This is a genomic window from Nocardioides donggukensis, from assembly GCF_014842875.1.
Classification (GTDB): domain Bacteria; phylum Actinomycetota; class Actinomycetes; order Propionibacteriales; family Nocardioidaceae; genus Nocardioides; species Nocardioides donggukensis.
In genome coordinates this window covers 1,151,293-1,177,269 of the sequence record NZ_JACYXZ010000001.1, presented here as the reverse complement: position 1 = coordinate 1,177,269, position 25,977 = coordinate 1,151,293, and the positions used below count along the sequence as shown (strand labels likewise).

At 71.6% G+C, this 25,977-nt stretch carries 30 protein-coding genes; 9 read left to right on the top strand and 21 right to left on the bottom strand.

Annotation, left to right across the window (positions count from 1 at the left end):
* The first annotated feature begins 2 nt into the window (after window positions 1-2).
* Both qcrB and IE331_RS05800 read left to right on the top strand, forming a co-directional pair.
* On the top strand, window positions 3-1,745 hold the full coding sequence (gene qcrB, locus IE331_RS05805; protein ID WP_192141326.1) for a cytochrome bc1 complex cytochrome b subunit: 1,743 nt from the start codon (window positions 3-5) through the stop codon (window positions 1,743-1,745).
* Window positions 1,742-2,953 carry an MFS transporter gene (locus IE331_RS05800; protein WP_404821738.1) on the top strand — a complete coding sequence of 404 codons (1,212 nt, stop codon included), beginning with the start codon at window positions 1,742-1,744 and terminating at the stop codon, window positions 2,951-2,953. The genes qcrB and IE331_RS05800 overlap by 4 nt, the downstream gene beginning before the upstream one ends.
* A 157-nt stretch (window positions 2,954-3,110) precedes the next feature.
* Here IE331_RS05800 and IE331_RS05795 read toward each other — a convergent pair whose 3' ends face one another.
* From IE331_RS05795 to ctaC, 8 genes are all read right to left on the bottom strand, one after another.
* Window positions 3,111-3,947 carry a hypothetical protein gene (locus IE331_RS05795; RefSeq protein WP_192141321.1) on the bottom strand — a complete coding sequence of 279 codons (837 nt, stop codon included), beginning with the start codon at window positions 3,945-3,947 and terminating at the stop codon, window positions 3,111-3,113.
* Between the two features lie 67 nt (window positions 3,948-4,014).
* Entirely contained in the window at window positions 4,015-4,527 is a 513-nt protein-coding gene (locus IE331_RS05790) for a hypothetical protein (protein WP_192141319.1), read from the bottom strand.
* Between the two features lie 66 nt (window positions 4,528-4,593).
* Window positions 4,594-5,547 (bottom strand): type IV toxin-antitoxin system AbiEi family antitoxin domain-containing protein, encoded by a 954-nt coding sequence (locus IE331_RS05785; RefSeq protein ID WP_192141317.1) that lies wholly within the window; start codon window positions 5,545-5,547, stop codon window positions 4,594-4,596.
* A gap of 213 nt (window positions 5,548-5,760) precedes the next feature.
* Entirely contained in the window at window positions 5,761-6,978 is a 1,218-nt protein-coding gene (locus IE331_RS05780) for a L,D-transpeptidase (RefSeq protein ID WP_192141315.1), read from the bottom strand.
* A 102-nt stretch (window positions 6,979-7,080) separates the two neighbouring features.
* Entirely contained in the window at window positions 7,081-8,034 is a 954-nt protein-coding gene (locus IE331_RS05775; protein ID WP_192141313.1) for a sulfotransferase, read from the bottom strand.
* A 3-nt stretch (window positions 8,035-8,037) separates the two neighbouring features.
* Window positions 8,038-8,433, bottom strand: coding sequence for a cytochrome c oxidase subunit 4 (locus IE331_RS05770; RefSeq protein ID WP_192141311.1), 396 nt, complete (start codon window positions 8,431-8,433; stop codon window positions 8,038-8,040).
* Window positions 8,430-10,193 carry an aa3-type cytochrome oxidase subunit I gene (gene ctaD, locus IE331_RS05765; RefSeq protein WP_192141310.1) on the bottom strand — a complete coding sequence of 588 codons (1,764 nt, stop codon included), beginning with the start codon at window positions 10,191-10,193 and terminating at the stop codon, window positions 8,430-8,432. The genes IE331_RS05770 and ctaD overlap by 4 nt, the downstream gene beginning before the upstream one ends.
* Window positions 10,190-11,083, bottom strand: a complete 894-nt coding sequence (gene ctaC / locus IE331_RS05760) for an aa3-type cytochrome oxidase subunit II (RefSeq protein ID WP_192141309.1) — start codon at window positions 11,081-11,083, stop codon at window positions 10,190-10,192. The genes ctaD and ctaC overlap by 4 nt, the downstream gene beginning before the upstream one ends.
* Window positions 11,084-11,178: 95 nt before the next feature.
* Between ctaC and IE331_RS05755 the strand changes: the two genes are divergently transcribed.
* Window positions 11,179-12,303, top strand: a complete 1,125-nt coding sequence (locus IE331_RS05755) for a cysteine desulfurase family protein (protein WP_192141307.1) — start codon at window positions 11,179-11,181, stop codon at window positions 12,301-12,303.
* The gene (locus IE331_RS05750) at window positions 12,300-12,551 is read left to right on the top strand and encodes a sulfurtransferase TusA family protein (protein ID WP_201931157.1); all 252 of its coding nucleotides are present in this window, start codon (window positions 12,300-12,302) and stop codon (window positions 12,549-12,551) included. Before IE331_RS05755 ends, IE331_RS05750 begins: the two co-directional genes overlap by 4 nt.
* Before the next feature lie 6 nt (window positions 12,552-12,557).
* On the opposite strand, the gene IE331_RS05745 is transcribed toward IE331_RS05750, so the two are convergent.
* The gene (locus IE331_RS05745) at window positions 12,558-13,544 is read right to left on the bottom strand and encodes a carbohydrate kinase family protein (protein ID WP_192141305.1); all 987 of its coding nucleotides are present in this window, start codon (window positions 13,542-13,544) and stop codon (window positions 12,558-12,560) included.
* 64 nt (window positions 13,545-13,608) lie between these two features.
* Here IE331_RS05745 and IE331_RS05740 point away from each other — a divergent pair, with 64 nt between their 5' ends.
* Window positions 13,609-13,839, top strand: a complete 231-nt coding sequence (locus tag IE331_RS05740; protein WP_192141303.1) for a hypothetical protein — start codon at window positions 13,609-13,611, stop codon at window positions 13,837-13,839.
* Window positions 13,840-13,935: 96 nt separating this feature from the next.
* Here IE331_RS05740 and erpA read toward each other — a convergent pair whose 3' ends face one another.
* The 3 genes from erpA to IE331_RS05725 form a co-directional block, all read right to left on the bottom strand.
* Entirely contained in the window at window positions 13,936-14,289 is a 354-nt protein-coding gene (gene erpA, locus IE331_RS05735; protein ID WP_192141301.1) for an iron-sulfur cluster insertion protein ErpA, read from the bottom strand.
* A 100-nt stretch (window positions 14,290-14,389) separates the two neighbouring features.
* Window positions 14,390-15,475, bottom strand: coding sequence for a glycerate kinase family protein (locus IE331_RS05730; RefSeq protein WP_192141299.1), 1,086 nt, complete (start codon window positions 15,473-15,475; stop codon window positions 14,390-14,392).
* A 28-nt stretch (window positions 15,476-15,503) separates the two neighbouring features.
* Window positions 15,504-15,977: an anthrone oxygenase family protein gene (locus IE331_RS05725; protein WP_192141297.1), complete on the bottom strand. Its 474-nt coding sequence runs from the start codon at window positions 15,975-15,977 to the stop codon at window positions 15,504-15,506.
* 47 nt (window positions 15,978-16,024) lie between these two features.
* Here IE331_RS05725 and IE331_RS05720 point away from each other — a divergent pair, with 47 nt between their 5' ends.
* Together IE331_RS05720 and nadA are read left to right on the top strand one after the other, a co-directional pair.
* Window positions 16,025-16,918, top strand: coding sequence for a GNAT family N-acetyltransferase (locus IE331_RS05720; protein ID WP_201931155.1), 894 nt, complete (start codon window positions 16,025-16,027; stop codon window positions 16,916-16,918).
* A gap of 25 nt (window positions 16,919-16,943) precedes the next feature.
* Window positions 16,944-18,128, top strand: coding sequence for a quinolinate synthase NadA (gene nadA, locus IE331_RS05715; protein WP_192141295.1), 1,185 nt, complete (start codon window positions 16,944-16,946; stop codon window positions 18,126-18,128).
* A gap of 18 nt (window positions 18,129-18,146) precedes the next feature.
* On the opposite strand, the gene pspAB is transcribed toward nadA, so the two are convergent.
* Genes pspAB through IE331_RS05695 form a run of 4 tightly spaced genes read right to left on the bottom strand, consistent with a single transcriptional unit; the run spans window position 18,147 to window position 20,722 of the window.
* Window positions 18,147-18,716, bottom strand: coding sequence for a PspA-associated protein PspAB (gene pspAB / locus IE331_RS05710; protein ID WP_192141293.1), 570 nt, complete (start codon window positions 18,714-18,716; stop codon window positions 18,147-18,149).
* Window positions 18,717-18,733: 17 nt separating this feature from the next.
* Entirely contained in the window at window positions 18,734-19,651 is a 918-nt protein-coding gene (htpX, locus tag IE331_RS05705; protein ID WP_192141291.1) for a zinc metalloprotease HtpX, read from the bottom strand.
* Window positions 19,652-19,658: 7 nt separating this feature from the next.
* Window positions 19,659-19,937 carry a PspA-associated protein PspAA gene (gene pspAA / locus IE331_RS05700; RefSeq protein ID WP_192141289.1) on the bottom strand — a complete coding sequence of 93 codons (279 nt, stop codon included), beginning with the start codon at window positions 19,935-19,937 and terminating at the stop codon, window positions 19,659-19,661.
* Entirely contained in the window at window positions 19,934-20,722 is a 789-nt protein-coding gene (locus tag IE331_RS05695; protein WP_192141287.1) for a PspA/IM30 family protein, read from the bottom strand. The genes pspAA and IE331_RS05695 overlap by 4 nt, the downstream gene beginning before the upstream one ends.
* A 161-nt stretch (window positions 20,723-20,883) precedes the next feature.
* Between IE331_RS05695 and IE331_RS05690 the strand changes: the two genes are divergently transcribed.
* Both IE331_RS05690 and IE331_RS05685 read left to right on the top strand, forming a co-directional pair.
* On the top strand, window positions 20,884-21,468 hold the full coding sequence (locus IE331_RS05690; RefSeq protein ID WP_192141285.1) for a DUF3043 domain-containing protein: 585 nt from the start codon (window positions 20,884-20,886) through the stop codon (window positions 21,466-21,468).
* Between the two features lie 10 nt (window positions 21,469-21,478).
* A complete protein-coding gene (locus IE331_RS05685; protein ID WP_192141281.1) occupies window positions 21,479-22,279 on the top strand; it encodes a hypothetical protein in 801 nt (266 codons plus the stop codon).
* Between the two features lie 21 nt (window positions 22,280-22,300).
* Here IE331_RS05685 and paaE read toward each other — a convergent pair whose 3' ends face one another.
* From paaE to paaA, 5 genes are read right to left on the bottom strand one after another with little or no spacing between them, the layout of a single operon-like run.
* Window positions 22,301-23,371, bottom strand: a complete 1,071-nt coding sequence (gene paaE / locus IE331_RS05680) for a 1,2-phenylacetyl-CoA epoxidase subunit PaaE (protein ID WP_192141279.1) — start codon at window positions 23,369-23,371, stop codon at window positions 22,301-22,303.
* A complete protein-coding gene (gene paaD, locus IE331_RS05675) occupies window positions 23,372-23,890 on the bottom strand; it encodes a 1,2-phenylacetyl-CoA epoxidase subunit PaaD (protein WP_201931153.1) in 519 nt (172 codons plus the stop codon).
* A complete protein-coding gene (gene paaC, locus IE331_RS05670) occupies window positions 23,887-24,636 on the bottom strand; it encodes a 1,2-phenylacetyl-CoA epoxidase subunit PaaC (RefSeq protein ID WP_192141277.1) in 750 nt (249 codons plus the stop codon). The genes paaD and paaC overlap by 4 nt, the downstream gene beginning before the upstream one ends.
* Window positions 24,633-24,914, bottom strand: coding sequence for a 1,2-phenylacetyl-CoA epoxidase subunit PaaB (gene paaB, locus IE331_RS05665; protein ID WP_192141275.1), 282 nt, complete (start codon window positions 24,912-24,914; stop codon window positions 24,633-24,635). Before paaB ends, paaC begins: the two co-directional genes overlap by 4 nt.
* Entirely contained in the window at window positions 24,911-25,927 is a 1,017-nt protein-coding gene (gene paaA, locus IE331_RS05660) for a 1,2-phenylacetyl-CoA epoxidase subunit PaaA (RefSeq protein WP_201931145.1), read from the bottom strand. Before paaA ends, paaB begins: the two co-directional genes overlap by 4 nt.
* Window positions 25,928-25,977 lie beyond the last annotated feature (50 nt).

Sequence of the window (25,977 nt, the reverse complement as noted above, 5' to 3'; positions counted from 1 at the left end):
ACATGAGCGAGAGCGTCGCCAAGACCAACGGCCCCAACGCCGCGGTCACCAAGAAGCCGACCAGGGGCGCCTCGGCCGTCACCTGGGCGGACGACCGCCTCGGGCTGGCCACCGCGGCCAAGAAGAACCTGCGCAAGATCTTCCCCGACCACTGGTCGTTCATGCTCGGCGAGATCGCGCTGTGGAGCTTCGTGATCCTGCTCATCACCGGCGTGTTCCTCACCTTCTGGTTCAAGCCGTCGATGGGCGAGGTCGAGTACATGGGCTCCTACGCCCAGCTCCGCGGCCTGCACATGTCCGAGGCGTACGCCTCCACGCTGGACATCTCCTTCGACGTCCGTGGCGGCCTGCTGATGCGGCAGATGCACCACTGGTCGGCGATGCTGTTCATCGCCGCGATGCTCGTGCACATGATGCGGGTCTTCCTGACCGGCGCCTTCCGCAAGCCGCGTGAGCTGAACTGGATCATCGGCGGGCTGCTGATCCTGCTCGGCATCATCGAGGGCTTCGCCGGCTACTCGCTCCCGGACGACCTGCTCTCCGGCACCGGGCTGCGGATCGCCGACGGGCTGGTCAAGGCCACCCCGGTGCTCGGCACGTACATGTCGTTCTTCATGTTCGGCGGGGAGTTCCCCGGCGACGACATCATCCCGCGGCTCTACATGGCGCACATCCTGCTGATCCCGGGGCTGATCCTGGCGCTGATCGCCGCCCACATGCTGCTGCTCGTCTACCACAAGCACACGCAGTGGCCCGGGCCCGGTCGCACCGAGGAGAACGTCGTCGGCTTCCCGATGCTCCCCGTGTACGCCGCCAAGGCCGGTGGCTTCTTCTTCATCACCTTCGGCGTCACCGCTCTCATGGGCGGCCTGATGTCCATCAACCCGGTGTGGAAGTACGGGCCCTACAACCCCTCCCAGGTGACGGCCGGCTCCCAACCGGACTGGTACATGGGCATCGCCGAGGGCCTGCTGCGGATCATGCCCGGCTGGGAGACCAGCATCTTCGGGGTCACCCTGTCCTGGAACGTCTTCATCCCCGGCCAGCTGATGCCGATCATCCTGCTCGCGATGGTGCTGGCCTGGCCGTTCCTCGAGGCCTGGGTGACCGGCGACAAGCGTGAGCACCACCTGCTCCAGCGCCCGCGCAACGCCCCGACCCGGACCGCGTTCCTGGCGGCGATGATCACGCTCTACGGTCTGCTCTGGGCGGCCGGCGGCAACGACATCCTCGCGGTGATCTTCCACCTGAACCTGAACCACATCACCTACTTCATGCGTGGTGCGGTGTTCGTGGTCCCGATCCTGGTGTTCATGCTCACCCGCCGCTGGTGCATCTCGCTGCAGCGGCAGGACAACGAGACGCTGCTGCACGGCTACGAGACCGGGATCATCATGCGGTCCGCGGAGGGCGGCTACACCGAGCGTCACCTGCCGATCTCGCCGGAGGCGGCGTACACGCTCACCGCGCGGGACCGCGACACCGTCCACGAGGTCGAGGCCGGCGTCGACGAGAACGGCGTGCCGGCCTCCGGCGGCCGGATCGCGGCGGTGCGTGCTCGACTCTCGCAGGCGATGTACGGGCACAACGTGCAGAAGCCGACCGCCCAGGAGCTCGACGAGGGCCACCACCACGCCGAGGACGAGCACGCGCACGAGATCGAGGCGGGCCTGGACCACTCCGCCGACGGTCACCAGTTCGACGGCCGGCACCCGGTCGAGGGCGAGGAGCTCCGCAGCCACTGAGCGATCACACCGCTCCCCCGGGCGGCCGCACGGTCGCCCGGTGGGGAATCCTGGTCGGGCTGGTCCTGCTCGCGCTCAACCTGCGACCGGCCGCCGTCAGCGTCGGCCCGGTCCTGGCGGAGGTCCGGGCCGGGCTGTCGATGTCCGGTCCGACGGCGGGCCTGCTGACGTCGCTGCCGGTGCTCGCGTTCGCCGTGGTCGGCGCGCTGGCGACCTGGCTGGCCCGCACCCTGGGCGTGCACCGGGTGACGCTCGGGGCGCTCCTGTGCGTCGTGCTCGGCCTCGGGGGTCGGTCCCTGGTCGACGGCTCGCCGCCGTTCCTCGCGCTGTCGATGCTGGCGCTGGCCGGGATGGCCACCGCGAACGTGCTGCTGCCCTCGCTGGTCAAGCTGCACTTCCCGGACCGGATCGGTCGGGTCACCTCGCTCTACGTCACCGCGCTTGCGATCGGCCTGACGGCGTCGCTGATGCTGACCGTCCCGATCGCGACCTCGATCGGCGGACCGGACGGCTGGCGCTGGGGGCTGGGCTCGTGGGCGGTGCTCGCCCTGGTCTCGGCGCTCCCCTGGCTGCGGCTGGTCGCCCACGACCTGCACACGGGTGACCGGCCGCGCGGCATCGGCCTCCTCGAGGTCGCCCGGACCCGGATCGGCGTCGTCATGGCGCTGTTCTTCGGCCTGCAGTCGCTGCAGGCCTACGTCGCGTTCGGCTGGTTCGCCCAGCTGTGGCGCGACAGCGGCTACTCCCCCACGCAGGCCGGGCTGCTGGTGGGCGTCATCGCCGCGGTGGGCATCCCGTTGTCGCTCTGGCTCCCGGCCGCGGCGGCCCGGCGCGAGGACCAGCGCATGCTGCTCACCGTGGTGATCGCCTGCTACCCGGTGGGCTACCTCGGCCTGCTGGTGGCGCCGTACGACCTGGCGGTGCTGTCAGCGGTGCTCGTGGGCGTCGGGGCCACCACGTTCCCGCTGATCCTGACCCTGATCGGGCTGCGCTCCCGGACCCCCGCCGGCACCGCGGCGCTGTCCGGGTTCACCCAGTCCGTGGGCTACCTGCTGGCCGCGCTCGGCCCGTTCGCCGTGGGCACGATCTACGAGCACACCGGCGGCTGGACCTGGCCGTTGCTGCTGCTGACCGCGCTCTCGGTCCCGCAGCTCGCCCTCGGTCGCTACGCCGCCCGCCCCGCCTTCCTCGAGGACCAACTCCCCTGATCCGCCGACCCGTCGCATCCGTCCCGCGACCCGTCGCATCCGCACCGCGACCCGTCGCATCCGCACCGCGACCCGTCGCATCCGCACTGGCTCGAACCTAAAGAGGACGGCGTGAGCCCCCAGATGACCGGGGACTCACGCCGTGTATGAACAGGGCTCAGCAGCGGCGGCGGTTCGCCCCCGGCTGGCTGATTTTCTGCCACTTCTTGCCGTCACCGCTGAAGCTGAACGACATGAACCCGGCGTTGATGGAGACGCTCGGGATCCCCTTGTTGCCCCAGGTGTGCGCGTACTTCGTCCACGCCGTGCTCGAGCCGCACGGACGGCCGTGGACCTGCACCGTGATGTTGCCGTAGTACATGTTCAGGTCGTCCGGCGACGAGGGGCGGTAGACGATGTCCTGCTTCTTGAACACCACACCGAAGCGGTTGCGCTCCCACGGCGAGAGCAGCCGCGCGTCGGGCAGCGACGTGCTCTTGTGGCCGAACGATGCCCAGTAGCCTCGAATGTCCTGCCTGCGGTCGAAGTACAGGCCGTACGCGTCCTTCCCGGGCAGCTTGCAACGGTCGTAGAAGCGGCACGAGTACGTCTGGTCGTTGCTGAAGTCACTGTTGTTCCACCGGTAGTTGGCCATCCAGTACCAGCGCGACCCCTCGTCATGGACGATGAACGGCGCCGAGACGGTCATGTCACCGCCGCCCGAGCGGGCAGCGACGGTGCGTTGCTCGGCGTCGTACGCCGCGGGCCGGGAGATCGAGAAGCCGTACGGCTCCAAGGCACGATCGATCTGCACGGCCGTCTTGCCCTTGCGGTGCAGCGCGAGCACCTTGCGGGAGAGCTGCTTGCCGGTCAGGGTCGCCCCGGAGGAGGCTTCCTCGGCGGCGCGCTGGCTGGTGTCGGTCGGGGCTGCGCTGGTCGGGGTGGCCACGGCGAGCGCGACAACGGCAGCGATGGAGGCCGAGGCGGCGAGGCCACGGCGCACAAAGGTCTTCACGGATGGATCTCCTTGCTGAGGTTCGGGTGGTCGCCACCGGCACGCTGCGCGGCGCCAGCGGCGCAGATCACTGATGGGGGTTGCGGTAGGTCTTGATGCTGGATCTGCGCAGGCACTTGGTGCCCGAGGCGCTGTGGTTCTCCTCGCAGAGCCAGAGCTCGACGTACACGATCTTCGAGGACTTGGTCCAGCGACGCGTGTCGAAGCGCATCGGGGTGGAGCCACAGCCGTTGTTGTCGTAGGCGATGAGGCCGAGGCGGTGCTTGCGCCACTTGCCCGTGCCGCTGCGGGTGGTCGCCTTGCCTCGCATGTAGACGCCGCGGCCGTCCCCGCCGCGGGGTCCGCAGTAGTCGTTGGCCCAGGGCTCAACGATCTTCACCTTGTAGCGCGAGGGGAAGGTGATCCTGCCGCCGGCTTCGCCGTAGCCGGTGCCGTCTCCGTTCGTGGTGAGGATGATCCCTGCTGCTTCGGCCGGCGGCGCGATCGCTGTCAGCGGCGCCACCATGAGGGCGGCGAGCCCGAGCAGGGTGGTCAGGAAGAGCCCGACCCGTCCCGAGAGGTGTGATGTGTCTTGAGTCACGGAAAGGCGTTACCCCGTTTCCGCGACCTCAACCCTCATTCCACCGACCCGTCGCATCTGTCCGGGTCACCGGCGAGCTGCCAGCTTGCGAACCCGCGCGATCCCGGCCCGAAGCACCAGTTCGGCATTCTGGTGCGGGCCGTGGATGTTCTCCGCCCGGAGTACGTCGATGAGGTATCCCTCCTGCTCGGCGAGGTAGCGGCGACGCTCCTGATCGTGTGCCCGCCGATCCGGTCCGTGCCATTCGGCGCCGTCGTACTCCGCGGCGTACCGCAGACCTTCGACACCCAGGTCCAGGAAGTACACCAGGCCACCAGGTCCCGGGACCGCGAGCTGCGGTGTCGGTCGTGGCAGATCACTGCAGTCGACCCACCGCAAGCGCAGGATGCTCTCGCCGGGTGACTGCGCACGTGGGTCGGCCAGGGGTGCGAGGCACCGCAGCTGCCGCATGCCCCGCCGTCCCCGGAACCGGCCGCTGTAGGCGACAAGGGTCTCGACGCCGACCCGGCTCACCCGCAGCATCTGGTCGAGCCCGGCCATCGCCTGGTCGCGGTGCAGCAGGCGCCCCAGGTCACAGGCCGTCCGAAGCGGTGTCGTCACCCGGATCCCGTCGATCTCGGTGATCTCGTCGTCGTCGAGCATGCGCTCGCCGGAGGCGGCCAGTCCGTTGCGCAGCCGATACCCCGGCGGTCGGAACATGGAGACGCGGGGTACGACGAGGTGGTCGCCGGGCGCCAACGCCATCGGTGCACCGAGCAGCCAGGCGGCGGTCCGGTCGGTGACCACGGCGTCCTCGGGAACGACGAGGCGGAGCACGGCCAGCCGCAGTCCCAGGCTGTCGGGGAGCTGGCGGGCGTGGTAGACGCCGTGGATCGGGTGGGCGAGCAGCCCGGCCCGGGTCCACTCGAGGAGCTGACGACCATGGACGCCCTCAGCCCGTGCCTGCGCCCGGGTGAAGGGGCGGTCGTCGGGGATGGACGCGCACGGATCGAGCCACGGCTGCATCGGTCTCGGGAGCATGTCGACGAGGGTGCGCCACGATCAGCCAGCCGTCACCCGTGGTCGACTCCGCCTGTGGACAGCCGCCTGATTGAGACGCACGCTCGCCGGACAGATGCGACAGGTCGCGGGACAGATGCGACGGGTCGGCGACCTCAACGCCGGACAGATGCGACGGGTCACGGGACAGATGCGACAGGTCGCGGGACAGATGCGACGGGTCGGCGGGGTGGGTCAGGAGGAGAGGGCGGATCCGGTGCGGTAGTCGGCGAAGGAGGCGTTCCAGTCGCCGAAGCCGTTCTCGAGGGTCATCGGCCGATCGGTGCCGACGTACTCCACCACGTCACCGCGCTTGGAGAGGCCGTAGAGCCAGCCCGCGTCGGCGGTGCTCATGCCCGTGCAGCCGTGCGAGACGTTCGCGCTGCCCTGGGAGCCGACCGACCACGGCGCGGCATGGATGAACTCGCCGGAGTAGGTCAGCCGCATGGCGTACTCGACGTCGTCGATGTCGTAGAACTCCGGGTCGCCCTCGGAGATGCCGACGGTCTCGGAGTTCATCCGACGCTCGCGGAACTTCTCCATGATCACCTTCGTGCCCGAGCGGGTGGTGAAGCCGGCCTTGCCGGTCGTGATCGGGATCGTCCGGAGCAGGTCGCCGTTGGAGAACACCTGCATCGAGTGCGTCGCGGCGGAGACCTTGTAGACGTTGGCATCGCCGACGTGGAAGCCGATCCGGCGGCTCTCCTGCCCGAAGACGCCGTTGCCGGCCGGCACCGAGTTGATGTCGACGTCGACGGTCACGTCGCTACCGGCCTGCCAGTAGGTGCGTGGGCGCCAGTGCACCTCGGTGTCGCTGAGCCAGTGCCAGGAGCCGACCTGGCGCGGCGTGGAGCTGACCGTGAGGTGCCGCTCGATCGAGGCCCGGTCGGCGACCGGCACGTCGAAGGTGACCACGACCGGCATCCCCACCCCGACCGTCTCGCCGTCCAGCGGGGCGATCGAGGCGTAGGTCTGGTCGTCGAGCGACAGGTCGGCGGTGCGGAAGCGCCGGGTCTCGCGCTCGACCGCGCCGTCGGAGCCCTCGGCCAGGGCGCGGACGACGTAGCCGGTGCCCGGCTCCAGCCGACCGGATGCCTTCCACGCGGAGCCCTCGTCGCTGAGCGCCCCGTCGAGCGGGGTCCCGTCCTCCGAGGCGACGCTCACCCGGCGCAGCGTGCCGCCCTGCACGGTGATCCGGACCTGCTTGTCCACGGCGACCGCGGTCCGGCTCGCCAGGTTGTCGCCGATCTCGACCGGCTCGACCTGGGCGGCAGCGGTGGTCGGCTCGCCGGCCGGGTCGAGGCTGTCGGCGCCGGTGTCGGAGCTGCAGCCCACGAGGGTGGCTGCCAGCAGGGCGGCGGTGCCGAGGGCGGTCAGGGCACGCGGAGAGAACCCGAGTGGGCGTGCGGTCATGGAGCGGTCCCCCGGAAGGAAAGGGTCGAAGCGGTCAGGCGGTGCTCCTCGAGAATAGCCGCACCGACCGACAGGAGCCGCATCGTCGGGACGTGCTGCCGGTCACGCCTCCGGCAGCGGCGTGTGCGGGGCGTACCGGGTCTCCATGACCTCGGCGAGCCGGTCCGCGTCGAACTCGGCCCCCAGCCACGCGAAGAGCGGCCGCAGCTGCTCGGGGTCGTCCACGTAGTCGTCGTAGCGGACCCGGAAGGCGTCCTGCCCGAGGGTCTCGGCGGCGGCGAGGATCCGCTGCTCGTAGGCCCGGAGCTCGCCGACCGGGTCCTCCCGGTCGGGCCACCACTTGCTCTTGGCGACGTCCTCGAGCCGGCGCGTGTTCACCACGAACCGGGCACCGGGGAAGACGCCGCGCAGGAACGCCAGGTAGTCGTCGAGGTCCTCCTCGAACCACCTGATCTCCTTGAACCCCACCGTGTGCACGCCCGGCCGGGGCCGCAGCAGGGTGCGAGTGACCAGCTCCCGGATCGCGGCGAGCGCCTCCTCCTCGTCGTACCCGCCGATCCCGTAGAACGGGTGCCCGGGGCTCTCCGAGGACACCTCACGGTTGCTGCGCACGTCCGTCGCCTGCCGGTGGAAGGCGTAGAGGTGCGAGAGCAGGCCGCCGTTCTCGCCGCGCACCATCACGCCCGGGACCGAGTTGAGGATCGCCTGGAGCAGCGTCGACCCCGAGCGCCCGTAGGTCATCACGAACAGGTAGGCCAACGGCTCGCCGTCCGCCCGGACGTCCCGCTCGCGGTACGCCGCCAGCTCGGCCTGCAGCGCGCGGGCCCCGAGCTCGCTGTTCGTCAGCCTGTCCCGGACCCGGGTCAGCTTGAGCCCCTGCCGCTCCAGTCGTGCCCGCAGCCTGCGGATCCGGCGCTGGCGACGGCGCGCCAGCGCCTGCGAGGTCGCCAGCCGTGCCCGCAGCCGGGTGGTGCGACGGATCAGCGCGTCCCGCTCGTCCACGACCCGCCCGATCGGCGGCACCAGCCGGCGCAGGGCGCCCTTCGCGGAAGGCACCGATCAGTGAGCGTGCACGCCGCGGTAGTACTCGAAGATCCAGCCCTGCAGCGCCAGCGCACCCAGGCCGAGCCCGATGATGAACAGCCACCAACCGATGACCACCCCGAGAACGCACACGCCGAGCGTCAGGGCGCACCACAGCGGCCACCAGGAGTACGGCGGGAAGAACCCGAGCTCGCCGGCGCCGTCGGCGATCTCGCCGTCCTTGCGATCCTCGGGCCGCGGCTCCATGCGGGCGGCGTGGAAGCCGAGGTAGAGCGAGACCATCGCGACCAGCAGCGTGGCCATCACCAGCGCCGAGGTGCCGGTCCAGTCGCCGGTGATGAACCAGTACGCCGGGCTCACCAGGGCGAAGAAGATCGTCGTGATGACGAAGATCCAGGCCTCGGCCTTCATCGGTCGTCCCCCTCGATGTTGCGGTCGTCGATGTTGTCGCGCAGCATCTGCTCGCGCCCCTCGACGCTCGGGGCGTCCGCGAAGGAGTCGTCGCGCCGCTCGGCGTCGTTCTCCTGCAGCTCCAGCGCCGCGATCTCCGGGTGGTGCAGGTCGAACGCCGGGGACTCCGAGCGGATCCGCGGGATGGCGTGGAAGTTGTGCCGGGGCGGCGGGCAGCTGGTGGCCCACTCGAGCGACCGGCCCCAGCCCCACGGGTCGTCGACCTCCACGACCGGCGCCTTGCGGGACACGTAGACGTTGTAGAGGAACGGCAGCGTCGAGGCGCCGAGCAGGAACGCACCGACCGTCGAGACCTGGTTCAGGATCGTGAAGCCGTCATCGGGCAGGTAGTCGGCGTACCGGCGGGGCATCCCCTCCACCCCCAGCCAGTGCTGCACCAGGAAGGTCAGGTGGAAGCCCACGAACAGCAGCCAGAAGTGCAGCTTGCCGAGGAACTCGTTGAGCATCCGGCCGGTCATCTTCGGCCACCAGAAGTAGAAGCCCGCGAACATCGCGAACACCACCGTGCCGAACACCACGTAGTGGAAGTGGGCGACCACGAAGTAGGAGTCCGAGACGTGGAAGTCCAGCGGCGGGCTGGCCAGGATCACGCCGGTGAGGCCACCGAAGAGGAACGTGGTGAGGAACCCGATCGACCACAGCATGGGCGTGTCGAACGAGATCGACCCGCCCCACATCGTGCCTATCCAGTTGAAGAACTTCACTCCTGTGGGCACCGCGATCAGGAACGTCATGCCCGAGAAGAAGGGCAGGTTCACCTCGCCGGTGACGAACATGTGGTGCGCCCACACCGCGACCGAGAGGATCGCGATGCCGAGCGTGGCGCCGACCAGGCCGACGTACCCGAAGATCGGCTTGCGGCTGAACACCGGCAGGATCTCGGTCACGATGCCGAAGAACGGCAGCGCGATGATGTAGACCTCCGGATGCCCGAAGAACCAGAACAGGTGTTGCCAGAGGATCGCACCACCATGCTCGGCGTCGAAGACGTGGGCGCCGATCAACCGGTCCGCCTCCAGCGAGAGCAGCGCACCGGCGAGGATCGGGAACGCGATCAGCACGAGCAGGCTGGTGACCAGCGTGTTCCAGACGAAGATCGGCATCCGGAACATCGTCATGCCGGGGGCCCGCATGCAGATGATCGTGGTGATGAAGTTGACGGCACCGAGGATCGTGCCCAGGCCGGCCATCCAGAGGCCCATGATCCACAGGTCGCCGCCGATGCCCGGTGATCGCACCGAGTTCGACAGCGGCGTGTAGGCGAACCAGCCGAAGTCGGCGGCCCCCTCGGGGGTCAGGAAGCCGGAGGCGGCGATCATGCCGCCGAACAGGAACAGCCAGTAGCTGAACATGTTCAGGCGCGGGAACGCGACGTCCGGCGAGCCGATCTGCAGCGGCATGATGACGTTGGCGAACCCGAAGAACAGCGGCGTCGCGAACAGCAGCAGCATGATCGTGCCGTGCATCGTGAACAGCTGGTTGTAGGTCTCGTCGCTGACCACCTGCTGGCCCGGGAACGCCAGCTCGGAGCGGATCAGCATGGCCATGAGGCCGCCGATCATGAACCACGCGAACGACGTGACGAGGTAGAGCTTGCCGATCAGCTTGTGGTCGGTGGTGGTGAGCAGTCGCACGACCTGCTGGCCCAGCGGCTTGCGGTCCGGGGCCTGGCCGGTCGTGCGGGCGGCGGTGGCGGTCACTCGGCGCCTCCTTCGTTGGCGAGCGCGGCGTCCAGGCCGGCCTGGGTGCGGGCGTCCTCACCGCCGAGCAGCGGCTCGTCGGCGACGAAGCCCTGGGCCTCGAGGTCCTGCAGGTAGGACTCGTACTCGGCGAGGCTGACCACCTCGACGTTGAACAGCATCCGGGAGTGCGAGACACCGCAGAGCTCGGTGCACTTGCCCTTGAAGGTGCCCTCCTCGGTCGGGGTGACCTGGAACGAGTTGCGCTCCTCACCCACCTGACCGGGGATGATGTCCATCTTCATGAGGAAGCCCGGGATCCAGAACGAGTGGATGACGTCCGGGGAGGAGAGCTTGAACTCGACGATCTGGTCGACCGGCAGCACGAGCGTCGGGATGTTCGACCCGGTGCCGGAGGTGTAGGGCACCTGGCCGCCGGTGACGTCACGGTCGCTGGAGTAGTTGAAGGTCCAGCTCCACTGCTGCCCGACGACCTCGATCGTGTGGTCGGGGTCGTCGACCTCCTCGAGCACGGTGTCTTGGGTGACGACCGTCCAGTAGAAGAAGACGATCACCATCATGATCGGCGCGATCGTGTAGAAGATCTCGAGCGGCAGGTTGTACCGCGTCTGGACGGGTACGTCGGACTCGCTGCGCCGGCGGTAGCGCCAGGACGCGTAGAAGATCAGGGCCCAGACCACGATGCCGGTGGCCAGCGCCGCGACCCACGACCACTTCCACAGGTCGGCGATGTAGACGGCTTGCTCGGTGCCCGGCGAGTTGGCGGGCATGGCCCACCGGTCGGCCTGGGCCTTGTCCTCCGCGGAACAGGCGCCCAGCAGCAGGAGGCTGGAACCCAGCGCCACGCCGTACGCCGCACGCCGGAAGCGCTTGGGGAGCTGCAGACTCAACGAACGAGCCTCTCTCTCGGTCATCTACGGATAGACCGAACAGTATCGGAACCACTGCGGCTGTTGGTGGTCAGGTCGCCCGGTAGGTTCGACGTGTGAGATATCGCTCGGAGCCGCCCCCGGCCTATCTCGACGCGGCCTCCGCCGAACCCCTCCACCCCGCGGCCAGGTCGGCGCTGCTGGCCGCGCTGGACACCGGGTACGCCGACCCGCGGCGCCTGCACGGACCGGCCCGGTCGGCGCGCCTGCTGCTGGACAACGCCCGGGAGGTGGTGGCCACGGCGCTGGGGGTGCGACCGGACGAGGTGACGTTCACGCCGAGCGGCACCCACGCGGTGCACCTGGGCGTCCTGGGCCTGCTCGCCGGGAGGTCGCGTCACGGCGACCACCTCGTCGCCTCGGCGGTGGAGCACTCGGCGGTGCTGCACGCCGGGGAGTGGCACGAGCGCCGCGGCGGCCGGCTCTCGCTGGCCCCGGTGGACCGGGCCGGCCGGGTGCGGATCCGCGACCTGCCGCCCGAGCCGACGGTGCTGGCGGTGCAGACCGCCAACCACGAGGTCGGCACCGTCCAGCCGGTCGCCGAGCTCCCGGGCACCGCCCCGGTGTTCACCGACGCCTGCGCCTCGATGGGCCGACTTCCGCTGCCCACGGGGTGGGCGGCCGCCGCGGGGTCGGCCCACAAGTGGGGCGGCCCGGCCGGCGTCGGCGTCCTGCTGGTCCGCAAGGGCTCCCGGTGGCGGCACCCGTTCCCGGGCGACGACCGGATCGACGAGCGGACCACGGGCTTCGAGAACGTCCCGGCCGCGCTGGCCGCGGCCGCCGCCCTCCAGGCCGTCGTCGAGGAGCGGGCCGAGCGCACCGCCCGGCAGCACGCGCTGGTGTCGCTGGTCCGGTCCCGGGTCGCCGCCGAGGTGCCCGACGTCGAGGTGGTGGGCGACCCGGAGGACCGGCTCCCGCACCTGGTGACGTTCTCCTGCCTCTACGTCGACGGCGAGGCGCTGGTGACCGAGCTGGACCGGCGCGGCTTCGCGGTCGCCAGCGGCTCGGCGTGCACGGCCTCGACGCTCACCCCGAGCCACGTGCTGGCCGCCATGGGGGTGCTCACGCACGGCAACGTGCGGCTCTCACTCGGCCGTGACGCGACCCGCGAGGAGGTCGAGGCCTTCCTCGACGCCCTGCCGGCGGTCGTCTCCTCGATCCGTGCGGAGGCCGGGTTGTGAGCGGGGCCGGGCGGGAGGCCGTCGACCTCGAGCTGGACTGCCGCGGGATGCGCTGCCCGCTGCCGGTGATCGTGCTGGCCAGGGAGTTCTCCGCGGTCCCGGTGGGCGGGCTGGTCGCGGTGGCCTGCACCGACGTCGCCGCCCGGGTCGACGTCCCCGCGTGGTGCCGGATGCGCGGCCAGGAGTACGCCGGCGAGTCGGCCGCCGACGACGGGACGCCGGTCCACCTGGTCCGCCGCCTGGTCTGAGCCCGGTCAGGCGCGGAACGTCGTGAGGTGCGGCTCGACGTCCTTGACCGCCTCCGGCCCGTAGGCACGCTCGAGCCGGTCGAGGAAGCCCGCCTTCGACAGCGTGTACTCCTGCGTGCCGACCCGCTCGACCACGTAGACCGCCAGGAGGCAGCCCAGCTGGGCGGCCCGCTCGTGGCCGAGCCCCCAGGTGAGGGCGGCCAGGAACCCGGCGCGGAAGGCGTCCCCCACCCCCGTCGGCTCGACCTTGGCGATCTCGGGGACGGCGGCCACCGTCAGCGACTCCTCCCCCGAGCGATCGATCCGGACCCCCTCGGCGCCGAGCGTGACCACCCAGGTCCCGACCCGGTCCAGCACCTCCTGGGTGGACCAGCCGGTCTTCTGGGTGATCAGCGACGCCTCGTACTCGTTGGAGAAGAGGATCTCGGCACCGTCGATGAGGCGCCGGATCAGGTCACCGTCCCCGAACGCCAGCTGCTGGGAGGGATCGGCGACGAACCGGTAGCCGCGCTGCCGGCACTCGTCGGTGTGCCGGAGCATGCCCTCGGGGTCGTCGGGGCCGATCAGCACGAAGTCGGGAGCCCCGACCCGGTCCGCGATCGGCTTCAGCTCCAGCTCGCGCGACTCGCTCATCGCCCCGGCGTAGAACGAGGCGATCTGCGCCATCGCCGAGTCGGTGGTGCAGACGAAGCGCGCGGTGTGCCGGGTCTCCGAGACGTGCACCGAGTCGCAGTCGACGTCGTGCCGCTCGAGCCAGGCGCGGTAGTCGCCGAAGTCCTCCCCCACGGCACCCACGAGCACCGGGCGGACGCCGAGGTTGCCGAGGCCGAAGCAGATGTTGGCCGCGCACCCGCCGCGTCGTACCTCGAGGTCCTCGACGAGGAACGAGACGCTCAGCTTGTCGAGCTGGTCGACCACGAGCGAGTCGGCGAACCGCCCCGGGAACGACATCAGGTGGTCGGTGGCGATCGAACCGGCGATGAGCAGCGACATGCCGCCGAACACTACCTTCCGGTACGACTGGGGGTACCTCACGGTAACGAATAGCGTCGAGGCCATGAGCTCCACGACACCCCGCCTCCCGTACGACGACGCGGCGACGCCGCACGAGATGCTCGGCGACTGCCTGGCCGCCGGGGCCTGGCTGTCCGGGCCGGCCGGGGCCGTGCGCAGGCCGGCCGCTCCGCGGAAGGGCCTCGAGGCCTACCGCCGGCAGCCGCCGACGATCTTCCCCGTGCACCGCGAGGCCGCCCTCATGGCCGGCCGGCTGCACCTGCACGTCGACTGACCCCCGACTGGCCCTCGACCGGCCCTGGACAGCACGAAGCCCCCGCCGGTTCCCGGCGGGGGCTTCGTCACGCTGCGGTGGAGCGGTGTCGGTGGCTCAGTGGAACGAGTCGCCGCACGCGCACGAGCCGGTGGCGTTCGGGTTGTCGATGGTGAAGCCCTGCTTCTCGATCGAGTCGACGAAGTCGATGACCGCACCGTTGAGGTAGGGCACGCTCATCCGGTCGACGACGACGGTCACGCCGTCGAAGTCGGTGGTGACGTCCCCGTCGAGGGTGCGCTCGTCGAAGAAGAGCTGGTAGCGCAGACCCGAGCAGCCACCGGGCTGCACGGAGATGCGCAGGGCCAGGTCGTCGCGGCCCTCCTGCTCGAGAAGGCTCTGGACCTTGGCGGCCGCGACCGGCGACAGGTTGATCTGGTCGGTGCGGGTCTCGAAGGCCTGCTCGGTCATGTGTGCTCCCCACAAGTGGCTGGACGTGTTACCGGCTTCAATGGTCGCACACGGACGGATATTCCCCGAACGGCGAGCGGCCGCCCCGACGCGACTCCGCTCACCTGGACCAGGACCGGGCGACCCGCTCGGCCAGGTCGGCCAACGCGCCCGCCGGGTCGCCGAAGGCCCGCTCCTCGCCGAGGAGCTCCACCACCGAGTAGCCGGACTCGACACCGAGCGCCCGCATCTCCCGCGACCCGACCAGCACCTGACCGGCGAGCGCGATGCACGGTCGGAGCTGCTCCCCGGCGACCGCCGCGACGCCGTACGGCACCTTCCCGGACCGGCTCGAGAAGTCGAAGGCCCCCTCGCCGGTGACCACCAGGTCGGCGCTGCGGGCCCGGCCGGCGAGGCCGACGGCCGCGGACACCACGTCGACCCCGGGCGTCCGGTCGGCGCCGAGCAGCAGGAGGGCGTAGCCGAGCCCACCGGCCGCGCCGGCCCCCTTCTCGAGGGCCGTCCGGGCGCCGGCGAGGCCGGCGAAGGCCTCCAGGACCGCGTCGACGGCCGGCATCCGGTCGACGGCGATGCCCTTCTGCTCACCGAAGGTCTTGGTGGCGCCGAACAGTCCGGTGAGCGGGATGTCGACGTCGCTGGCGGCGACCAGCCGCACCCCGCCCAGCCGGTCCCGGACAGGGCCGAGATCGAGCCGGCTCAGCCCGGCCAGCCCGGCCGGGCCGGCGTCCAGTGGCGCGTCGCCGGTCGCGCCGAGGGCGGCGAGCAGGCCGGCGCCGCCGTCGTTGGTCCCCGAGCCGCCGAGTCCGACCACCACCTCATCCACCCCGGTCGCGGCGGCCTCCAGCAGCAGCTCCCCCACGCCGTACGTCGTGGCCCGCTCGGCGTCGCCGTCCGCGGCGAGGTGCCGGCCGCAGGCCTGCGCGCTCTCGACGTACGCCGCGCGGCCCTGCACCAGGATCGTGGTCGGGACCGGCGCGCCGTGCGGGCCGCGGACCGTGACCGCGAGCAGCTCACCGCCCAGGGAGGCGTGCAGCACGTCGACGAAGCCGGGTCCGCCGTCGGCCATGGGGCACAGGTCCAGCTCGTCGTCGGGTGCGTGCCGACCCCACCCGGTGGCGATCGCCTCGGCCGCCTCGACGGCGGTGAGGGTGCCGGCGAACTTGTCGGGGGCGATGAGGACGCGCATGACCCCATCCTCGCCGAGCGCGACCCGCTCAGCGCACGAGGGCCACCACGAGCGACGCGGAGCCGGCGATCGCGGCCGCGGAGCGCACGTGGTTCCAGCGCACCCAGGCCCCGGCGTACTGATGCCACGCCTCGACGGCGTCCGGGCCGTGGACGTCGACCCGGTCCAGGGCCTCGTTGCGCGGCACGTGGAAGGCCACCGTGATCGCGAAGGCCGCCAGGTACAGCAGGCACCCGGCCAGCACCCACCAGCGGTCGTCGACGCGGCCGAGGACCGCGGCGACCGCGAGGCCGGCGGACAGTGCCGCCGTGAGCATCAGCGGCACCACCAGCGGGGCCCGCGGCGCCATCCGGTTCATCTCCTGCATCGCGGCCATCCCCACCCGGGGCTCGGCGTTGCGCAGACCTGGCATGCCGAACGCCGAGAAGGCGTAGAGCACGCCGCCCACGACGGCCGCCCCGACCGCGCCCGTGCCGACGAGGAGGTCCGCGAGATCGGTCATGGCCCCATCATCGCCGCGACGGCCGACCTCCGCCTAGGGTGACGGGCATGTCCGGGGCCCCAGCACTCGTCCGGCCGATGCGGCCCGAGGACGTGCCGGTGGTGGAGCGGATCAGCGCCACGGCCTTCCACGAGCTCGACGCGCGGACCGGGCAGCCCGGGTGGCCCCCGCCGGTGCTGCGCCCGCCGGACCGGGCCTCCGCGTGGGTGCGGCGCACCCTCCACCTGCTCGGCACCGACCCGGGTGGCTGCTGGGTCAGCGAGGACGAGTCCGGCCTGACCGGGTTCGCGGTGTCGTTCACCCGCGAGCTCATGTGGATCCTCGCCAGCTACGGGGTGCGACCCGAGCTCCAGGGGCGCGGCGTGGGCACCCAGCTGCTCGACGCCGCGCGGCACCACGGCCGGGGCTGCCTGCGCGGAATGCTGGCCTCCTCCGCCGACCCCCGGGCGGTACGCCGCTACCACGGCGCCGGCTTCACGCTGCACCCGCAGATGTTCCTGCACGGGCGGGTGGACCGCTCCGCGCTGCCGGTGGTCGAGAAGGTCCGGGACGGGACCGCGGGAGACCGCGACCTGCTCGACTCGGTGGACCGCCGGACCCGGGGCGCCGCCCATCTCGGCGACCACGAGGTGCTGCTCTCCACGCACCGGCTGGTCGTCTCCGAGACCGGCACCGGCGCCGGCTACGCCTACGTCGACTCCTCCGGCTCTCCGGCGCTGCTCGCGGCGACCGATCGGCGTACCGCCCGGAGGCTGCTGTGGGAGGCCCTGGCCTCCGGCCCCGCGGACACCGACGTCGAGGTCGACCACGTGACCGCCGCGAACCCCTGGGCGATCGACGTCGGGATGGCCGCCGGGCTCGCGCTGCACCAGCGGGGGTACCTCGCCCTGCGCGGCATGAAGCCGCCGGCGCCGTACCTGCACCACGGCTCGCTGCTGTGAGCCGGCCGGCACCTAGGATGGGGCCATGAGCACAGTCGACCTGCCCCTGCTCCCCCTCGGTCGCGGCACGGACCCGTCCTCGGAGCGGGGCGTCGAGTGCCCCGGGGACCTGCCCCCGGCCTCGGACCCGGACCTCGTCGAGCGCGCCCGGGCGGCCAAGGAGGCGCTCGGGGAGAAGGTGTTCGTGCTGGGGCACCACTACCAGCGCGACGAGGTCATCCAGTTCGCCGACGTCACCGGCGACTCGTTCAAGCTGGCCCGGGACGCCGCCGCCCGCCCCGAGGCCGAGTACATCGTCTTCTGCGGCGTGCACTTCATGGCCGAGTCCGCCGACATCCTCACCGCCCCGACGCAGAAGGTGATCCTGCCCGACCTCGCGGCCGGCTGCTCGATGGCCGACATGGCCCGGCTGGCCCAGGTCGAGGACGCGTGGGACGCGCTCACCGACGCCGGCGTGGTCGATGCGGTCGTGCCCGTGACGTACATGAACTCCAGCGCCGACATCAAGGCCTTCTGCGGTCGGCACGGCGGTGCGGTCTGCACCTCGAGCAACGCCGACGTCGCCCTCGAGTGGGCGTTCGCCCAGAAGCCCGACGCCGAGGACGGCGCCAAGGTGCTGTTCCTGCCCGACCAGCACCTCGGTCGGAACACCGCGGTGCTCAAGATGGGCTTCGAGCTCGACGACTGCGTGGTCTGGGACCCGCGCCGGCCCAACGGCGGCAACACCGTCGAGGAGCTCCGGGCGGCCCGGGTGATCCTGTGGAAGGGCCACTGCTCGGTGCACGGCCGGTTCTCGGCCGACGTCGTCGACGAGCTGCGCGCCTCGATCCCCGACGTCCAGATCCTGGTCCACCCCGAGTGCACCCACGAGGTGGTGCTCAAGGCCGACCTGGTCGGCTCGACCGAGTTCATCATCAAGACCGTCGAGGCGGCGCCGCCCGGCTCGTCATGGGCGATCGGCACCGAGCTGAACCTGGTCAAGCGGCTGGCGGCCCGGCACCCGGAGCAGAACATCACGTTCCTGGACAAGACCGTGTGCTACTGCTCGACAATGAACCGGATCGACCTGCCGCACCTCGTGTGGGCCCTGGAGTCCCTGGTGGGCGGCACCGAGGTCAACGTCATCGAGGTCGACCCGGAGACCGAGGAGCAGGCCAAGGTGGCGCTCCAGCGGATGCTGGACCTGCCCGGCCGCTCGCACCGCGACTGACGGCGCCCGGGGCCACGGTCAGAGTCCCGGCGCGCCCCAGACGGCCAGCCAGCGCTGCAGGTCGGCCTCGATCGGCAGCTCACCGGAGAGCTGGTCGCGGACCTGAATCTCGAGCAGGTTGTCCCGGCGCTCCTCGCCCCGCGGCGCGAACGGGTAGAACGTGCCGCGCTTGTAGAGGTAGACCAGCCCCACCCGGCGGTCCGGGTCGAGCGGGTCGGCGAACGGCACCAGGGAGCACAGCAGGCTCGGACCGAAGCCCTCCGCCTCGAGGGCGGTGTTCACCGCGTGCAGCTCGGTGCAGAGCTGGGTGATGTCGTCGTCGTGGGTGACCAGCCAGGTGAACCCGAACCGGTCGACAGTGCTGCGCACCGGTCGTCCGCCGTCGGCGTCGAGCAGGGTGACGACGTCGGCCTGGGTGCGGCTGAAGGCCGCCCCCTCCGCGGCCCGGAAGCAGACCGCGCCCTCACCGGTCGGCACCAGGCCGGCCGCGGTCTCGAGCGTGATCGCGGCGCTGGGCACCATGAACAGGGCGTCCAGCTCGGCCTGCTTCGGCCGGGTCCGGCCACGCATGGCGTCCCAGAATCCCACCTGTGATCCCCGGGCCGTCAGTCGAGCGGGCGGCCGAGCTCGGCCTGGATCTTGGCGAGCTGCTCGAGCCGCTGCTCGAGGGAGGGGTGGGTGGCGGTGACCGTGCTGAGCGAGATGCCGCGGATCGCGGGGGCGATGAAGAGCGCGTTCATCGAGCTCGCGGCGCGCAGGTCCTTCTGCGGGATCGTCGCCATGTCTCCGCTGATCTTCTGCAGCGCGGAGGCCAGGGCGGCCGGACGCTGGGTGAGGTAGGCGCCGGAGCGGTCCGCGCAGAGCTCGCGGTAGCGCGACAGCAGCCGGAGCAGCAGGAAGCTGATCGCGTAGACCACCAGGCTGATCACGAGCACGATCACGATGCCGGCCGCCCCGCCGTTGCCGCGGGAGCGCCCGATGCCGCCGAACTGGGCGCCCCGGGCCAGCAGGCCGGCCGCGATCCCCGCCGAGGCGGCCACCGTCATCACCATCACGTCGCGGTGCGCCACGTGCGAGAGCTCGTGGGCGAGCACGCCCTCGAGCTCGTCGGCGTCGAGCTTCTGCAGGATGCCGGTGGTCACGCAGACCACCGCCCGCTCCGGGGAGCGGCCGGTGGCGAACGCGTTGGGCAGCGAGGTGTCGGCCACCGCGACCCGCGGCTTGGGCATGTCGGCCACGGCGCAGAGCCGGTCGATCATGCCGTGCAGCTCGGGGGCCTCCTGCGGGGTCACCTCGCGGGCCCGCATCGCCCGCATCGCGACCTTGTCGGAGTTCCACCACTGGTAGACCGCGATGCCGACGCCCGCGAGGCCGATGATCGGGATGAAACCCGATGCCCCGCTGCCCTGGGCGACGAGCATCAGCCCCACGATGAGCACGACGAACAGCGCGCCGAGCAGGAACATGACCAGCGTCATCCGGGCGGTCAGCCCGGCGTCGTTGATGAAACGCGTCCGCGCCATGGTCGCCTCAGCCGGGGATCAGGCCGTCGTCGGACAGCAGGTCGCGCACCTCGGGGATGCTGGCGTCGGCCGGGGGCAGGATCACCGAGGAGACGTCCAGCGACGCCTGGTCGTGGGCCACCCCGACCGAGCGGACGGCGTCGAGCAGCCGGCCCAGGGCGACCCGGAACGCCGCCTCGTCGTCGGCCTCCACGGCCGTCTCGACGGCCGCGTCGAGCTCGTTGAGACGGTCCTGCTCGGAGTCGGCGACGTCGAACTGCCCCTCCCCCAGGATCCGGACGATCATGGCCGGCCCTCGTCGCTCTCCTCGACCGTGGCCGGCTCGGAGCGCAGGATGTCGCCCTCCGCGCCCGACTCGATGGCCTCGGGCGCCTTCGAGCCGCCCTTGAGCCTGGCCAGCTCGGCCTCGACGTCGGACTGGGAGCCCATGGCGTCCAGCTCGCGGCTGATGTCGTCGCCGCCACCGGGCTGGCTGACGTCGTCGAGCGCGCCGGAGGCGAGCAGCTCGTCGATCGCGCCGGCCCGGGCCTGCATCTGGGCGGTCTTGTCCTCCGCGCGCTGCACGGCCAGCCCCACGTCGCCCATCTCCTCGCCGATGCCCGAGAGGGCCTCGTTGATCTGGGTCTGGGCCTGGGCGGCGGTGTAGGTCGCCTTGATCGTCTCCTTGCGGGTGCGGAAGGACTCGACCTTCGCCTGCAGCCGCTGCTGGGCGAGGGTGAGCTTCTCCTCCTCGGCCTGCAGGTTGGCGTGCTGGACGTTCAGGTCGGCGATCTGGGAGGTCAGCCCCGACTTGCGGGTCAGGGCCTCGCGGGCGAGGTCCTCACGCTCCATCTCGATGGCCTTCTGCGCCTGGCCCTGCAGCTTGGCCTGCTGCTGCTCCAGCTGCTTGACCTGCAGCTCCACCCGCTTGCGGCTGGTGGCGACGTCGGCGACGCCGCGGCGTACCTTCGAGAGCAGCTCGATCTGACGCTGGTAGCTGTAGTCGAGCACCTCGCGCGGGTCCTCGGCGCGGTCGAGGGCCGTGTTGGCCTTCGACCGGAAGATCAAGGTGAAGCGCTTCCAGAGACTCATGCGGAGCGACCCCTTCGGGTTCTGCCCGTCGGCGACGGGCAGGCAGTGTGAACGGTGTGTGCTGGTGAATCAACCCTAGGGCCAAACACAAGCGGGAGCGAGCGAGCCGGGCGGGTAGGCTGTGGTCACATCCGTCCACCCGTCGCCGAAGGGCGTTCCCGTTGTTCCGACGCTCCACCCCGCAGCCCGCCGAGTCGCCCGTCCCGGAGAGGCCGGGCGCCAAGGGACGCCCCACCCCCTCCCGCAAGGAGGCCGAGGCCGCGGCCAAGGCCCGGGCCCGCCTGCCCCGGGACCGCAAGGCCCTCGCCCGCCGCCAGCGCGAGCTCCGGGTCGAGTCCAGCCGCAAGGTGCGGGAGGCGCTGCGCAACGGCGACGAGAACCACCTGCCACCCCGCGACCGCGGACCCGTGAAGCGGTTCATCCGCGACTTCGTCGACAGCCGGCTGGGCTTCGCCGAGCTGCTCGCCCCGATGCTGATCCTGATCATGGTCATGGGCTACGGCCTCTTCGGCGACGGCGGCGTGGTGCTGGCCAACTCCTTGTGGTTCACCACGATCATCCTGGTCGTCGCCGACGTGTTCTACCTGCGCTTCCGGCTGCGCCGCGCGATCGCACAGCGGTTCCCCGAGGCGCCACTGAAGGGCGTCACCTGGTACGCCGTGATGCGGGCCATCAACATGCGCTTCCTGCGACTGCCCAAGCCGCGGGTGAAGATCAACCAGCCGCTCCCGGACACCTACCGCTGACCAGCCCTCGGTGCTGACCGGACTGGCCGCCGCCCTGGCGGCCGCCGCCCTCTTCGGGGTGGCCGCCGTGCTGCAGGCGCACCGGGTCCGGCTGCTGCCCCAGCTGCAGGGCGGTCTCGGCCGGTTCCTGGTGGCCGGCGCCCGCGATCCGGTGGTGCTGGCCGTGGTGGCCGCCTACCTCGGCGGATTCCTGCTGCACGCGGTGGCCATCGTCTACCTGCCGCTCTACCTGGCCCAGGCCGCGATCTCGCTGTCGATGCCGATCACGGCGATCACCGCCTCGCGGCTGCTGCACGAGCCGCTGGGGTGGTCCCGCTGGCTCGCGGTGGCGGCGGTGACGCTGGGCATCGTGGTGCTCGCGGTCTCCTCGGGCGATCCCGGCGAGCCGGCGGCGGGGACCGGGCTGGCGCTCGCGGTCTGGCTGCTCGTCGCCGCCTGCGTGGCCGCGGGCGTGACGCTGCGACGGCACCCGCTCTGGCTCGGGGTGGCCTCCGGGACCGGGTACGCCGGCTCGGCCATCGCCGTCCGCGGGATCGAGCTGCGCCTGTCCCCCGCCGTGCTGGTGACGGCACTGGCCGTCCCCGCCCTCGGCGCGGTCGCGTTCTGGCTGTACTCGCTCGCCCTCGCCTCCACGACGGTGACCCCGGCCACGGCGGCGCTGATCGTCATGCAGACCTTCGTCCCGGCCCTGGTCGGCCTGGCGCTGCTCGGCGACGGCGTCCGACCGGGCTGGTGGGGCGGGGTGGCCGCGGGCACGGCGCTCGCCGTCGCCGGCGCCGTCCGGCTGGGCGACCGGGCCGCCCCACCGTGACCCGGTGAGCGGCCGACCCGCTCAGGCGTCGTAGTCGAGGACCAGCGTCTCGGACGTCGGGTGCGACTGACAGGTCAGCACGTAGCCGCGCTCGACCTCCTCGGCCTCGAGGGCCCAGTTGGTGTCCATCGAGACGCTGCCCTCGACGACCCGGGCCCGGCAGGTCCCACAGACACCGCCACGGCAGGCGAACGGCGCGTCCGGACGTACCCGCAGGGCCGCCTCCAGCACGGGCACGTCGCCGCGGGCCAGGTCGAAGCTCGAGCTGCGACCGTCGAGCCGGACCGTGACCCGGGCCGAGCCGCCGTCGGCGGACCCCGCGCCGTCCTGCTCGACCGGTGCCGCGCGCGGCACCGGGTCGGCGTGGAAGAGCTCGGTGTGCACGGCGGTCGCGCCGGCCTCCGAGAGCACCTCGCGCAGGTCCGTCACCATCGCCTGCGGGCCGCAGAGATACCACTCGTCGACGTCGTCGGCCGGGAGCAGCGACTCCAGCAGCCCCCGGAACCGCTCGGCGTCCAGCCGACCCGAGAGCAGGGCGACGTCCTGCTCCTCCCGGGACAGCACGTGCAGGACCCGGAACCGCTCGAGGTGGCGGTCCTTGAGGTCGTGCACCTCGTCGAGGAACATCACCGAGCGGTGGGTGCGGTTGGCGTAGACGAGGGTGACCCGCGACCCGGGCTCGCCCTCGAGGATGGCCGCGGCGATCGAGAGCACCGGCGTGATGCCGGAGCCGGCCGCCACCACGACGTACGACTTCCGCGCGGTCGGGTCCAGCCGGGGGGTGAACCGACCCGCCGGGGTCATCACCTCGAGCTCGTCGCCCACCGCGAGCGCGTCGAGCACGCCACCGGAGAACACGCCCCCGGGCAGCCGCTTGATGCCGACCTTGAGCAGGCCCGACGACGGCGGCGTGCAGATCGAGTAGCTGCGCCGCCCGCCGTCCGGGCACCGGATCGAGACGTGCTGACCCGCCGTCCACGTGAACTCCTCGACCAGGTCCGCCGGCACCTCGAAGGTGAGCCCGACGGCGTCGTCGGTGAGCGGCTCGAGCGCGGCCACCCGGAGCGGGTGGAACGAGGCGTGACCGCTCATTCAGAGGGCCTTGAAGTGGTCGAAGGGCTCGCGGCAGCTGCGGCAGCTCCACAGCGCCTTGCACGAGGTGGAGCCGAACCGGCTCAGCTCGTGGGTGTCCGGGCTGCCGCACTGGGGGCAGCGCACCGACAGCGCCAGCGGGACGGGACCGCCGTCGGCGACCGGGCCCGGTGGGGCCACGCCGTAGGCCTCGAGCTTGGCGCGGCCCTCGCCCGTCATCCAGTCGGTCGTCCACGCGGGCGCGAGCACGAACTCGACCGTGACCGTGCGGAACCCCGCGCCGGTGAGCGCGGAGACGAGGTCCTCGCGGATCGTCTCCATCGCCGGACAGCCGGAGTAGGTCGGGGTGACCCGGACGTGCACCCGCCCCTGGTCGTCCTCGGTCACCTCGCGCAGGATCCCGAGGTCCTCGATGGTGACCACCGGCAGCTCGGGGTCGAGCACGCCGGCCGCGACCTGCCAGGCCCGGGACGGCGTGGTCGCGGTCGCGGTGCGGTGCTCGATCGTCGTGGCGTTCACCAGGTCACCCCCGGGTGGGACCGGGCCAGGTGCTGCATCTCCGCGAGGAGGTAGCCCATCGCCTCGGTGTGCCGGCCCTGCCGGCCGCGGCTGTACGCCGCCGCGACGTCCGGCCGGCTCAGCGTCGCCTCGGCCAGCACCGCGTCGAGGCGCGCCTCGACCGGCTCGCGCAGCGTCCCCGGGTCGACCGCGATCCCCCGCTCCACGAGCTCGGGGGCCAGGGTGCCGGCGTCGTAGAGCTCCTCGCGCCACGGCCACTCTGCTTCCACCGCCGCCTGCATCCGGTCATGGCTCTCCGCGGTCCCGTCACCGAGGCGCAGGGTCCACTGCCGGGCGTGGTCGACGTGGTAGGCGGTCTCCTTGCGGGCCTTGGCCGCCACCGCCGCGAGCGTGGCGTCGGTGCTCGCCGACAGCGCGCCGTAGAGCTCGTGCTGCCAGGTGGCGAAGACCAGCAGCCGGGCCATGGCGACGCCGAAGTCCTCCATCGGCCGCTCGACCAGGCAGACGTTGCGGAAGTCCCGCTCGTCGCGGAAGTACGCCAGGTCGTCCTCGTCGCGGCCGGCCGCCTCGACCGCACCGGCGTGGGTGAGCAGGGCCCGCGCCTGGCCGAGCTGGTCGAGCCCGATGTTGGCCATCGCGACGTCCTCCTCCAGCTGCGGGGACCGGCTGATCCACCAGCCCATCCGCTGCGAGGAGACCAGGGCGTCGTCGGCCAGCCCGAGCAGGTAGTCGACGTGGGCGCTCACAGGTGCTCCACCCCCTCCGGGACGTCGTAGAACGTGGGGTGCCGGTAGACCTTGTCGACGGCCGGGTCGAAGAAGCTGTCCTTCTCGTCCGGGCTGGAGGCCTCGATGGCGGCCGCGGGCACGACCCAGATGGACACACCCTCCTGACGCCGGGTGTAGAGGTCGCGGGCGTTGCGCAGCGCCATCCCGGCGTCCGCGGCGTGCAGGCTCCCGACGTGGACGTGCGAGAGCCCGCGACGGGACCGGACGAAGACCTCCCAGAGGGGCTCGACGCTCATGCGGCCCCCTCCTTCTGTGCCTGCTCTCGGGCCTGCCTCTGGGCCTGCTTCTGTGCCTGCTTCTGGGCGTACGCCGCCGCGGCCTCGCGGGCCCACGCGCCGTCCTCGTGGGCGCCGACCCGGTGCGCCATCCGCTGCTCGTTGCAGGGGCCGTTGCCGCGGATCACCTCGAACAGCTCGGTGAAGTCCACCGGGGTGAAGTCGTAGTGGCCGCGCTCCTCGTTCCACGCCAGGCCGTCGTCGGGCAGGGTGAGCCCGAGCGCCTCGGACTGCGGCACGGTCATGTCGATGAACCGCTGGCGCAGGTCGTCGTTGGAGAAGCGCTTGATCCCCCACGCCATCGACTGCGCCGAGTTCGGCGAGTCGTCGTCCGGCGGGCCGAACATCATCAGGCTCGGCCACCAGTAGCGGTTGACGGCGTCCTGGGCCATCTGCCGCTGGGCCTGCGACCCGTGCGCGAGCGTGTGCAGGATCTCGAAGCCCTGGCGCTGGTGGAAGGACTCCTCCTTGCACACCCGGACCATCGCCCGGGCGTACGGGCCGTAGGAGCAGCGGCACAGCGGCACCTGGTTGACGATCGCGGCGCCGTCGACCAGCCAGCCGATCGCGCCGACGTCGGCCCAGGTGAGCGTCGGGTAGTTGAAGATCGAGGAGTACTTCTGCCGACCGCTGTGCAGCGCGTCGAGCAGGTCGGCCCGGTCGACGCCGAGCGTCTCCGCGGCGGCGTACAGGTAGAGGCCGTGGCCGGCCTCGTCCTGGACCTTGGCCATGAGGATCGCCTTGCGGCGCAGGCTGGGCGCCCGGCTGACCCAGTTCCCCTCCGGCTGCATGCCGATGATCTCGGAGTGGGCGTGCTGCGCGATCTGGCGGACCAGGGTCTTGCGGTACCCCTCCGGCATCTCGTCGCGGGGCTCGACCCGGCCGTCCTCGACGAGGATGGCGCGGAACGAGGCGGGCTCGTCGGCCGGCGCCGTGCGCGCGGCCTCTGGGGCGGTGAAGTCGTTGCCGTACACACCCCCACGGTAGCAGGCCGTGTTACAGATATCTGCATCCGTGACGTGCG